Below are 12,001 nucleotides of genomic sequence, written 5' to 3' on the forward strand. Positions count from 1 at the left end.
TTTCCGATCCGACACAATGAAATTAAAACCGCTTTCCTTGTTGCTTGGCGCAGCCTTGTCCCTCGGTGCACTTCCTGTTTGGGCCATCGATACATTTGTGGTCAAGGATATCCGTGTGGAAGGGCTCCAGCGTACTGACGCCGGCACCGTATTCAACTATCTGCCTGTCAAAGTGGGCGAAAGCCTCGACGACGACAAAGCGCAGCAGGCGATCAAGGCCCTGTACGCAACTGGCTTTTTTAACGATGTCCGTCTGGAACGCAATGGTGACGTACTGATCGTCACCGTAGATGAGCGTCCAACCATCGCGCAGATCAACATCAACGGTGCCAAGTTGATGGAAAAAGACCAGATCAAGACCGCGCTCAAGAGCCAGAATTTCTCGGAAGGGCGAATTTTTGATCAGGGTGTACTGGATGCTGGCGTACAGGAACTGAAGCAACAGTACTACTCACGCGGTCGGTACTCGGTTCAGATCAAGACCTCGCTCACCCGGCTGGAACGCAATCGGGTTGGCATTCAGTTTGATATTTCCGAAGGCGCGACTGCGCTGATCCAGCAGATCAACCTTGTGGGCACGCACGTCTACAAAGAAAGCGATCTGCTGAAAGAAATGAGCATGACCACGCCCAACTGGATGACGTGGTACACCAAGGACGATCAGTATTCACGTCAGAAAATGACGGCTGATCTGGAAAAGCTGCGTTCCTACTACATGGATCGTGGTTATCTTGAGTTCAATATTGATTCGACGCAGGTTGCCATTGCTGAAGACAAAGAAAGCGTCTTCCTGACAGTCAACCTGAGCGAAGGTCCGCAATACAAAATCACCGACGTCAAATTTGCCGGTGAAAGCACGCTGCCACAGGCTGAGCTGGAAAAAATGGCCAACATCAAGCCGGGCGAGATTTTCTCCCGTGCCAAGCTCAACAAGGCAACGGCAGCCATGTCGGCCAAGCTGGGTAATGATGGCTACGCTTTTGCCAACGTCAATGCCGTACCGGAAGTCGACAAGGTTAACCATACGGTTGCGTTTACCTTCTACGTTGATCCGGGCCGCAAGGTTTACGTGCGCAACATCAACGTCATCGGTAACACCACGACGCGCGACGAAGTAGTGCGCCGTGAGTTGCGTCAGCTGGAATCCGCACCGTATGACGCTTCCAAGATCGATCGCTCCAAACAACGTCTGAACCAACTGGATTACTTCCAGGAAGTGGCCATTGATACGCCGCCAGTGCCGGAATCCCCGGATCAGGTGGACATGAACGTCAAGGTTACCGAGAAGAAAACCGGTCAGTTCAATATTGGCGCGGGTTATGGCCAATCTGAAGGCGTGGTGATTATTGCTTCGGTTTCCCAGACCAACTTCCTGGGGAGCGGTAAACAGTTCTCGGCCGAGTTCAATAACAGCTCATCGCAACGGGTGTACTCGCTGGGTTTGAGCGACCCATATGCCACTGTTGACGGCATTTCGATGGGCTGGAACTTCTACAAGCGCGACACCGATCCTTCCTATAACAGCCTGGGTAACTACACCACCAGCGGTTATGGCGCTGCGCTCAATTTTGGCTTGCCGGTTACTGAAAACAACTCGGTGGGTATGGGACTGGCGTTTGATGACCTATCCATTGTCACCAATACTAATACGCCAAAGTACATTAACGACTTTGTGAACCAGTACGGCGACAAGACCAATACGGTCAGCGTCAACACCAAGTTTGGTCGCGATACGCGAGACAGCGCATCCTATCCAACCACGGGCTGGTACTTCACTACCTCAGCTGAAGCGGCAATTCCGTCATCTGACCTGAAATACTATCGACTGGGGGCTACCAGCCAATACTGGATCCCTTTCGGTGATCAAGGTATGGCGCTGGAATGGAATCTACAGGGTGGTTATGGCGGCAGTTACGGCGGTACGATTTATCCGTTCTACAAGAACTACTACGCCGGTGGCGTGAACTCGGTACGTGGCTTCGCCTACGGTACGATTGGTCCGAAGGATGAAAACGGTGACGGCATGGGCGGTAATCGCATGCTGACCAGTAGCTTTGAATACTTCTTCCCGATGCCTGGCATGAAGAACGACAAGACCACCCGTCTTTCGTTGTTCTTCGATTCCGGTATCGTCAAGGGTCCAACCGATAGCGTGCCTTCCGGAACAATGCGTTATTCCACTGGCGCTTCGTTCTCCTGGGTATCACCGATTGGCCCGCTGAAGTTCTCGTTGGCTAAACCACTGCGCAAAGACGAATCGGATAAGACCGAGTCGTTCCAGTTCCAGATTGGCAATATTTTCTGATTCAGGGCTTCAACGAGGTTAGAGCATGAAAATCGCGCGACTGATTGGGTTTTATCTCTGTTTTGCCATGGTGTGCGCTTCGGCGTGGGCCGCAGATCCTGCATTGAAGATCGGTTTTGTCGATACAGACCGCATCTTGCGTGAATCTGCACCTGCCGTTCGCGCCGCCAAACGTCTGGAGAAGGAGTTCGAAGGACGTCGCGCCGATGTACAAAAGCTGGCTGATCAAGGCAAGGCACTGCAAGGTTTGCTGGATAAAGGTGGCTTGGCCGATGCCGATCGCAAGGATAAAGAGCGGCAACTGGTCAAGCTGAACCTGGATTACCAGCGCATGCAACGCGAGCTCAACGAAGATCTGAATTCACGGCGCAATGAAGAGCTTGCGGGCATCCAGGAACGTGTGAATAGCGCTATCCAGCAAATTGCCAGCAATGACAAATACGATCTGATCCTGCAGGAAGCCGCTTATCGCAGCCCGCGGATTGACATTACCGACAAGGTGCTCAAGCTGTTGTCGGACAAGTAAGCGGATTTTCATATGCGTCTGTCACAGTTAGTCGAAAAGCTTGGTGGAGAATTGCGCGGATCCGATGCCGAAGTGAGCCGGGTTGCGCCGTTGGAAACCGCAACATCCGATGCGCTGGCTTTTCTTGCCAATGTCCGTTTCAAGGCGTTGTTAAGTGAGAGCAGTGCCGGGGCGTTGCTGCTCAAGTCGCAAGATGCTGAGGGCGTAACCACGCCGGTCATCGTTACTGATAATCCTTACCTCTATTACGCGCGGGCTGCGGCATTGCTGCATCCGGCGCCGGCTGTACGCGCTGGCATTCATCCGGCCGCTTCGGTTGATGGTACGGCGGTGATCGACGCTTCGGCAGAAGTTGGGGCAGGTGCAGTGGTGGGGGCGGGCGCAGTCGTTGGCGCTGATGCCGTCATCATGGCGCAGGCTTTTGTTGGCGACCGCGCCCAGGTGGGCGCAGGTAGCCGGATTTTTCCGCAAGCCTGCCTGATGGCCGACTGTGTGATCGGTGAACGAGTCATTCTTCATCCTGGTGCAATTGTCGGGGGCGACGGCTTCGGCAACGCCTGGGCGGGCGATCATTGGGAAAAAATCCCGCAGCTTGGTCGAGCCATTATTGGTGATGATGTAGAAATCGGCTCCAATACCACCGTCGATCGGGGCGCGCTGGAAGATACCGTGATTGCGGGTGGCGCACGCATCGACAACTTGATTCAAATCGCCCATAACTGCCACGTGGGCGAGCACACAGCCATTGCGGCTTGTGTGGGGATTGCGGGCTCTACCCATATTGGCGCGCGGTGCCAGATTGGCGGCGCGGCCATGATTAGCGGCCATCTGGATATCTGTGACGGTGTCACGATTCTTGGCGGCACGCTGGTTGCAAAAACCATCCGTCAAGCAGGCGTCTATGCTGGTTCATACCCCATGCAGACGCACGAACAATGGTTGAAAAACGCCGCGCATTTGCGGCACCTTGATGCATTGAGCGACAAGGTCAAACAACTCGAAAAACAAGTCGCAGCGCTCAAGGCTGCTGGCTCGCAGGAGGAATAATGAGCGAGACGATGGATATCATCGATATCGTCAAGTATCTGCCACATCGTTACCCGTTTTTGCTGATTGATCGGGTCATCGAACTGGAAGTGGGTAAATCGATCAAGGCGATCAAGAACGTAACGATCAATGAGCCCTTTTTTCAGGGCCATTTTCCGCAATACCCGGTTATGCCCGGTGTATTGATCATGGAAGCGCTGGCACAAGCCGCGGGTGTGTTGTCGTTCAAGTCCGAAGGCAAAATGCCGGACGGCGATACGCTTTATTTCTTTGCCGGGATTGATAACGCCCGCTTCAAACGCCAGGTATTACCAGGCGATCAGCTGACTTTGTGTGTTGAGATCGTTGCGCAAAAACGTGGCATCTTCAAATACAAGGCCAAGGCATTTGTGGGTGAAGAACTGGCTGCAGAAGCTGACTTGATGTGTGCCGAACGGCAGGTCAAGAAGACGGTTTGAGTTTGCGCAGGGGCCGTGTAAGCCACGGCCCGCAATGTGACGAATTGGTTTGAACAGGCGGGCGCGATGCCCGCCAGACTTTTTCAGGATCGACGGATATGGCGAACATCCATCCGACAGCTGTGGTTGACCCCAAAGCAAAACTGCATGAGAGCGTTACCGTCGGGCCGTACACAGTGATCGGTCCGGATGTGACGCTGGGTGCCGACACAGTCGTCGAGGCGCATGTTGTCATTTCCGGCGTAACCACTATTGGTGAACGCAATCGCTTCCACTCGTTTGGCAGCATAGGTTGTGAACCGCAAGACAAGAAGTACAAGGGTGAGCCGACGCAGCTGGTCATTGGCAATGGCAATACCTTTTTCCAGAACGTGACCGTTTCCACCGGCACCGCCCAGGACGAAGGCATCACCAGCCTGGGCGACAATAACTGGATCATGGCGTACGTACATATCGCGCATGACTGCCGCATTGGCAGCAACACCATTTTTGCCAATAACGTCACCCTCGCCGGACATGTGCATGTAGGTGATTTTGCCTTTCTGGGTGGCTTTACCACGGTCCACCAGTTCTGCCGGATCGGTGCCCATGCAATGTCCGCCTTTACTGCCGCCATTTCGCAAGATGTGCCGCCGTTCGTAGTAACAGCTGGCAATCGGGCCAAACCAGCAGGTGTGCATAGTGAAGGCATGCGCCGCCACGGCTTTACGTCCGAGCAAATTGCGCAGCTCAAAAAAGCTTACCGCGTGCTGTATCGCCAGAGCTTGCCGCTTGAAGACGCGTTGACCCAACTTGCCGCACTGGCCGAAACGTCACCCGAAATCGCCCGCTTTGCCGAGTTTGTAAAGGCCAGCGAGCGCGGCATCATTCGCTAATTACATGCACCTTTTAAACCTGAAGCTGCATATCCGAATAACCAACGAAAATCAGACGAGCCGATGATTGATCGACTCTTTAGCCAAGCAGGCAAGGGACCACGCATCGCGATTGTCGCGGGCGAAGCGTCCGGGGATTTACTCGGTGCAGAGTTGATTGAGGCGTTAAAACGGCATTTGCCGGACGCTCAATTCAGCGGTATTGCCGGCCCCAAAATGAAAGCCCTCGGTGCCCATTCGGTGGTGCCCATGGAAAAGCTCGCGGTGCGCGGCTATACGGAAGTGATTCGTCACTTGCCAGCGTTGCTGCGCATCCGCCGCGAACTCAAAAAAGCCATCCTGCGCGAAAAGCCTGATCTGCTGATCGGGATCGACGCCCCGGATTTCAATCTGGGACTGGAAGGCGCGGCCAAGGCGGCGGGGATTCCGGCAGTGCACTATGTCAGCCCGTCCATCTGGGCCTGGCGTAGCGAGCGCTTGAAGAAAATTGCCAAGGCTGTTTCGCACGTCCTGTTGTTGTTCCCGTTTGAAGTGCCGCTATACCGGCAGGCCGGGATACCGGCGACTTACGTCGGCCATCCGCTGGCGGATATGTTTCCGCTGGAACCCAATCGCGCCATGTTCCGGGAAATCCTTGGCGTACCCGATAGCGCGCTGGTGTTTGCCATGCTGCCCGGTAGCCGCCAGAGCGAACTGCAACTGCATGCCGAGTTGTTTATCGAAACGGCCAAACAATTAGCCGAGCGTTATCCGGCTGCGGTTTTCCTGGTGCCCTTCATTACGCGTGAAACCCGCGACATGTTCGAAACGCAAATGTGGAAGCTGGGTGCACAAGAACTGCCGTTCCGCTTGATGTTCGGCCACGCGCACGATGCCATGCTGGCATCCGATGCCATTATCGTGGCGTCGGGCACCGCCGCACTTGAAGCCATGCTGGCCAAGCGCCCGCTGGTGGTTACTTACAAGCTCAGCGGCATGACCTATCGCATGGTCAAGAAAAAGATCAAAACCCCGTACGTAAGCCTGCCCAACGCGCTGGCTGGCGGGTTTGTGGTGCCAGAGTTGTTGCAGCATGATGCAACCGTGGAAAACCTGGTTCAGGCAGTCACCAATATGGTCGATGACAAACGTTTTGGCGCGCAACTGGCCGATTGTTTCACCAGTTTTCACCAGCAATTGCAGTGTGGTGCTGCCGAGCGCGCCGCCGAAGCCATTCTGGGTTTACTGAGGCGCCGCGCGTGAGCACGTTGATTTGTGGAGTGGATGAAGCGGGGCGCGGGCCGCTGGCGGGTTCAGTGTATGCCGCCGCGGTGATCTTGCCGGATGATCACGGCCTGGTGGGTTTGAACGACTCCAAGAAATTGAGTGAAGCACAGCGCGAACGTTTGTTTCCGCTCATTCAGGAGCGTGCAGTGTCATGGTCAATTGCTTTTGCCACGCACGCCGAGATTGATCAGATCAACATCCTGCAAGCCACCATGCTGGCCATGCAACGTGCTGTTGCCGGGTTGCATATCGCGCCAGAAAAGGCACTGATTGACGGCAATCGCGCACCCAAAATCATCTGTCAGGCAGAAACCGTGGTGGGTGGTGATGCCATTCACCCGTGCATTTCAGCGGCATCCATCCTGGCCAAGGTGGCGCGTGATCGCGAGATTACCGAGCATGATGCGCAGTGGCCAGGCTATGGCTTTGCCAAACACAAAGGTTATCCCACCGCCGCTCATCTGGACGCGCTCAAACGCTTGGGGCCGTGTCCGATACATCGGTTGAGTTTCGGCCCGGTTCGTGTCGCAGTCGCACAAATGTCGCTCTGGGATTGAATCCCGGTTGTCGGCCCATCGCACTGCAACTAAACTGCGAAACGGGAGGCGTATCCAGAATGGGTATTTAAGGGGTTAAACCCTTACGCCGCAACATAAAGGCTCCACCTCATAATTCATGGGAGTGGGGCGGGAGAGTGATACTCCCTTCAATAACAGAGTTGTCACACGGGAATTCGCGGCGCATGTTTGTCATCATCGGTTATATCTTCATGGTCGCCTGTATTTTTGGCGCCTTTGCTGCCCATGGCGGCGAGTTGATGGTGTTGTGGCAACCAACTGAAATCGTCATTATTTTTGGCGGCGGCATTGGCGCGCTCATCGTGGGTTATGGTGGCAAACCAATCAAAGCCTTTCTTAAAGCTGCGCCGTCTATCTTCAAGGGTTCTCCGTACAACAAAGCCTTTTACATGGATTTGTTTGCGCTGCAATTTGAAGTCCTCACCAAAATTCGCAAAGAAGGCCTGATGTCGATCGAGGCCGACGTCGATGACCCGCATAGCAGTGCGGTCTTCAGTAAATATCCCAAGGTGGCGGCTGATCACCATTTAATCGAATTCATGACCGACTATTTGCGGCTCATGGTGGGCGGTAACCTCAACGCCTTTGAAATCGAAAACCTGATGGATGTGGAAATTGACACCCATCACCATGAAGCAGAAGTTCCAGCCACCGTTATTGCCAAACTGGCAGATGGCTTGCCCGCTTTCGGTATCGTCGCGGCAGTGATGGGTGTGGTGCACACCATGGGTTCGCTGCATTTGCCACCATCCGAGTTGGGCAAGCTGATCGGCGCAGCTCTGGTCGGTACCTTTATGGGTATCTTGCTGGCATATGGCTTTGTCGGACCGATTGCGTCAGTACTGGAATCGCGCGCGGCGGCGGCCACCCAAGCCTTCAATGCGATCAAGGTCACCCTGCTGGCCAGTCTGAATGGCTACGCCCCGCAAGTGGCGGTAGAGTTTGGCCGCAAAGCCGTTGAAAGCACCGAACGCCCAAGCTTCAAAGAACTTGAAGACTTCGTGAAAAGCACCAAGGGTAAGTAACCCGACCTTGACAGCAAATCTCCATGATGTCGGCCGATGATTCGTGCTCGGCCAAACAAGGTAAATAGCAATGAGCGATGATTCCCAACGCCCCATAGTAGTCAAGCGCATCAAGAAGGGCGGCCATGGGCATCATGGCGGCGCCTGGAAAATTGCCTACGCCGACTTTATGACCGCCATGATGGCGTTCTTTTTGCTGATGTGGCTACTGGGGTCTGTCTCGAAAGCCAACCTTAAAGGCATCTCCGATTATTTCTCCAACCCGATGAAAATCGCTCGCCGCGGTGGCGAAGGTGCGGGCGATGCCGACTCGTTGATCAAGGGCGGCGGCAGGGATTTGACTCAGCAAACCGGCCAGTTGCGCAAAGGCTCCATTCCCGATGCCGAATCGGTTAAAGACAAACATCGTTTGTCCGAGCTGAAGAAAAAGGTCGAGTCGTTAATGGACGACAAAGCCAAAACCAACAGCAAACTCGCCCAATATCGCAACCAGTTGCGCCTTGATATGGTGGCTGACGGGCTGCGCATCCAGATCGTCGACGCGCAAAATCGGCCCATGTTCAAATCCGGCAGTAGTGAGCTTGAACCCTATGCCAAAGACATTCTGGATGAGATTGGCAAACTGCTGAACGATGTCCCCAACTCGCTCTCGCTCTCCGGGCATACGGATTCCGCACAGTTCGCCAGTGGCCAGCGCGGTTACTCCAACTGGGAGTTATCGTCAGACCGGGCCAATGCCTCGCGACGGGAATTGATTGATGGCTCCGGTCTGGCTACCGGAAAAATCTTGCGCGTTAACGGGTTTGCCGATCAAGTGCCTCTGGATACCGGCAATGTTTCTGCGCCGGTAAATCGCCGCATCAGCATTGTGGTGCTCAACAAAGACGCCGAAACCGAGATTCGTCAGCAAGCCGGGCTGGATAAAGAGGCGGCGGCGCTGCCTGCATCTGAAGTCGCCTCACACATCAAATAATGGCGCAGCCGATCCGCTTTGTATTATTGCAATGCCTGGCCTCACTGTTTGTCGTTGTCGCTCATGGTCAATGGCCTGCATGTCCGCTCTGGCTGGTTTTGGCCGGTGGTGGCGCTCTGGCGGGTTTTGTTGCCTGGTTCTGGCAGGATGGCCGCTGGTGGTGTCTGTTTCATCTGGCTTTCCCGCTGGCGGTGGGCTTTGCGCTAACTTTGCATATTGATTCCTCGGTGTGGCTAGGCGGTTTTGTACTGTTGTTTCTTTTTTCTGCGGGCGCCATACGCAGCCGGGTTCCGCTATACCTGAGTAATCAACGTACCTTGGCGTTGCTGAATGCCGAAATCCCCGCCAATGCAAAACTGATTGATCTCGGCGCGGGCACGGGGACAGTGCTGGCGTGGTTAAGCAAGAACCGGCCCGATGTGCAGCTCACCGGGGTGGAAGTGGCTCTGATGCCGTGGCTGATAGGCCGACTACGGCTGGGTGCCGGCATCGATTGGCGTCGCGGCAATGTGTTCAACGTAGACCTGGCCGGGTTCGACGTAGTCTATGCTTACCTGTCACCCGAGCCCATGCCCGAGCTTTGGCAAAAGGTGCGGGCGGAGTGTGGGCCGGGCAGCCGCTTCATCAGCAACAGTTTTGCAATTCCCGGCGTTGCGCCGGACAAGACGATCGATATTGGCGACTGGAAAAACAGCAAACTTCTGATATGGCAATCAACATAGCTCCAACTTTTGCTGCCTGGATCGCCGAGTGGACCAATCGGCCGCTCCCGATGCTGCAAACCAGCAAAGACCAATTGCTTCCCATGTTGCGGCGACCGGATCGTGTGCGCTTGCCCGACCTGGTTGACATCGTGCTGCGCGACCCGCTCCTGACGGCGCAGGTATTGCGTACCGTGAATCATCGCGAACGCACCAGTTTGTCGGCCGATGTGGTTTCCATTGAGAACTGCCTGGCGCTTTACGGGATCGGGCCATTTCTGGAGCGATTTGCCAATGGCCCGGTGGTTGAAACCACGCTGATGCCAAATCATCCGCAAGCGTATGCCGCGCTGCTCACCGCGATCACCAATCTGCGTTTTTCTGCCCGATTGGCACGTGAATACGCAGGCCAGCGATTTGACGCCAAGCTGGATGAGATTTTCATCGCTGCCATTTTGTCCGGCTTGCCCAAGCTGCTGAATCTGCTTTCTCCCCAGCATTCCATGCTCGTGCTGGAACAGACTGCCGCACATGATTTGCTGGTGGCATGGCACTTTCCGGAACCACTGCTGCAACTGCAAGCGGGCTCGGCAATCGTGACGCCACGCCAACAATTGCAGGTCGCGGTTCTGGCTTTGGCCAATGCCCTCGATCATGGCTGGTGGCAAACCGATGTGCAGCAGGCGCTGGAAGTCATCGTCGAAATCCTGCAAATACCGCAAGACGAGTGCTGGATGATTGCCAGCAGCGGCGTGCTGCGGTTTGTGCGCAAAGAAGGCGACCGTGTTACGCGTTTGCAAGCGGCGTACGCTTTGCCCATGTTGCCTGGTGAATGGGAAAAGCCAGCAGAGGTCGCTCCCGCAGCAGCGGCGGCACCCCAAGCCACGGCGATCATGTTTGCTGAGCGGTTGCATGCATTGCATGAGGCCTGCAAGAAAGGGGTCAAGCCTTCGCAATTGATCGAACTGGCCCTGCGTGTCTTTACCGATGGTCTTGCTATCCAGCGCGTGGCTTTTCTGGTTTTCTCCGAGCCGGACAACCAGTTGCGTGCCCGCTTCGTGCAAAGCCCGGAAATTCATGATCGTTTGCGCGATTTCACGTTGCCGATGGATAACGTTCATCTGTTCGCGCGGCTGATGCAAAAACCGCAAGCCGTCTGGTTGAGCGAGGCGACGCGCAGCAATCTGCAAAAACTGCTGCCGGGGACGTGGCTGCAACGGTTTGGCGCGGGCGATTTTTATGCGATGTCGGTGTTCATGAACGACAGGCCGGTTGGCCTGTTTGTGGGTCAGCGTACCGCCAGCCTTGCGCTTGATGAAACCACCTTTACCCAATTCAAACAGGTTTGCCTGCTGGTCAGCCGTGCGCTAGCCGAACGCAACGCACGCGCTTGAGTCGTACCCAAGGATTACCCATGGAAGTCATCCATTCCCCGCACAATGCGCTGTACAAGCTTTGCCACAAGCTGGCAACGCACCGACGGGACCGACTGAAACAGAAAAAGACCCTGCTGGATGGCGCGCACCTGGTAGCCGCCGCACTTGATGCGCAATGGCCATTGGAAAAGCTGCTGGTCACGCCTGATGGATTGGCCAACCCAGAAAATTTCGCCTTGATCGTCGCCAGCGGTGTTGACGCTACCGTGCTGGACCCCGCGTTGTTTCAAACGCTAACTGAACTACCCAGCCCTACGGGTTTGATCGCGCTGGTGGCGATCCCGGACGCGCCTGCGATGCGCAGTGATGGCCTGTGTTTGCTGCTCGATGGCGTACAAGATCCGGGCAACGTAGGATCCATGTTGCGCACTGCAGCTGCGGCAGGGGTGGATCAAGTGCTGTTATCCAGCCAATGCGCCGACTTATGGTCGCCCAAAGTATTGCGAGCGGGAATGGGCGCGCATTTTGCACTCAACCTGGTTGAACGAGCCGATTTGCTGCAGTTTGCCGAGCAGTTTTCCGGCCGCCTGGGTGCGCTGATGCTGGATGGGGCTGTGGATTTATATGAGGCCCGCTTGCATGGCGATCTTGCGCTGGTTATGGGTTCCGAAGGGCAGGGTGTGTCTGAAGAACTGAGTCAACGGGCGCAATTGCGGCTCAAAATACCGATGCATGCCGGGATTGAATCGCTCAATGTCGGCGCCGCAACCGCTATCTGCCTGTACGAACGACTCCGGCAGACTCGCGCAGTCTGATATCCGCCGGTTGCGGGGAGGATCGCGAGTTATAATTCGGTTGTCTTTGATTGTCG

General features: G+C 55.3%; 12 protein-coding genes. All 12 read left to right on the forward strand.

Going from position 1 to position 12,001, the window contains the following annotated elements:
- The first annotated feature begins 16 nt into the window (after positions 1-16).
- The 12 genes from bamA (at position 17) to N7220_RS20260 (ending at position 11,945) form a co-directional block, all read left to right on the forward strand.
- Positions 17-2,305 carry an outer membrane protein assembly factor BamA gene (gene bamA, locus N7220_RS20205; protein ID WP_283149336.1) on the forward strand — a complete coding sequence of 763 codons (2,289 nt, stop codon included), beginning with the start codon at positions 17-19 and terminating at the stop codon, positions 2,303-2,305.
- A gap of 25 nt (positions 2,306-2,330) precedes the next feature.
- Positions 2,331-2,831, forward strand: coding sequence for an OmpH/Skp family outer membrane protein (locus tag N7220_RS20210; RefSeq protein ID WP_283149337.1), 501 nt, complete (start codon positions 2,331-2,333; stop codon positions 2,829-2,831).
- A gap of 12 nt (positions 2,832-2,843) precedes the next feature.
- Positions 2,844-3,878, forward strand: a complete 1,035-nt coding sequence (lpxD, locus tag N7220_RS20215) for a UDP-3-O-(3-hydroxymyristoyl)glucosamine N-acyltransferase (RefSeq protein WP_283149338.1) — start codon at positions 2,844-2,846, stop codon at positions 3,876-3,878.
- Entirely contained in the window at positions 3,878-4,336 is a 459-nt protein-coding gene (gene fabZ, locus N7220_RS20220; protein WP_283149339.1) for a 3-hydroxyacyl-ACP dehydratase FabZ, read from the forward strand. The genes lpxD and fabZ overlap by 1 nt, the downstream gene beginning before the upstream one ends.
- A gap of 98 nt (positions 4,337-4,434) precedes the next feature.
- Positions 4,435-5,211, forward strand: a complete 777-nt coding sequence (gene lpxA / locus N7220_RS20225) for an acyl-ACP--UDP-N-acetylglucosamine O-acyltransferase (protein ID WP_283149340.1) — start codon at positions 4,435-4,437, stop codon at positions 5,209-5,211.
- 63 nt (positions 5,212-5,274) lie between these two features.
- Positions 5,275-6,453: a lipid-A-disaccharide synthase gene (gene lpxB / locus N7220_RS20230; RefSeq protein WP_283149341.1), complete on the forward strand. Its 1,179-nt coding sequence runs from the start codon at positions 5,275-5,277 to the stop codon at positions 6,451-6,453.
- Complete coding sequence (gene rnhB / locus N7220_RS20235; protein ID WP_283149342.1) at positions 6,450-7,034, forward strand: ribonuclease HII; 585 nt, start codon at positions 6,450-6,452, stop codon at positions 7,032-7,034. The genes lpxB and rnhB overlap by 4 nt, the downstream gene beginning before the upstream one ends.
- 185 nt (positions 7,035-7,219) lie before the next feature.
- Positions 7,220-8,080: a flagellar motor stator protein MotA gene (gene motA, locus N7220_RS20240; protein WP_283149343.1), complete on the forward strand. Its 861-nt coding sequence runs from the start codon at positions 7,220-7,222 to the stop codon at positions 8,078-8,080.
- A 70-nt stretch (positions 8,081-8,150) separates the two neighbouring features.
- Positions 8,151-9,053, forward strand: coding sequence for a flagellar motor protein MotB (motB, locus tag N7220_RS20245; RefSeq protein ID WP_283149344.1), 903 nt, complete (start codon positions 8,151-8,153; stop codon positions 9,051-9,053).
- On the forward strand, positions 9,053-9,775 hold the full coding sequence (locus N7220_RS20250) for a class I SAM-dependent methyltransferase (RefSeq protein WP_283149345.1): 723 nt from the start codon (positions 9,053-9,055) through the stop codon (positions 9,773-9,775). Before motB ends, N7220_RS20250 begins: the two co-directional genes overlap by 1 nt.
- Positions 9,760-11,148 (forward strand): HDOD domain-containing protein, encoded by a 1,389-nt coding sequence (locus N7220_RS20255; protein ID WP_283149346.1) that lies wholly within the window; start codon positions 9,760-9,762, stop codon positions 11,146-11,148. The genes N7220_RS20250 and N7220_RS20255 overlap by 16 nt, the downstream gene beginning before the upstream one ends.
- 20 nt (positions 11,149-11,168) lie before the next feature.
- The gene (locus N7220_RS20260) at positions 11,169-11,945 is read left to right on the forward strand and encodes a TrmH family RNA methyltransferase (protein ID WP_283149347.1); all 777 of its coding nucleotides are present in this window, start codon (positions 11,169-11,171) and stop codon (positions 11,943-11,945) included.
- Positions 11,946-12,001: the final 56 nt, after the last annotated feature.

This window comes from Silvimonas soli (genome assembly GCF_030035605.1).
Lineage (GTDB): Bacteria > Pseudomonadota > Gammaproteobacteria > Burkholderiales > Chitinibacteraceae > Silvimonas > Silvimonas soli.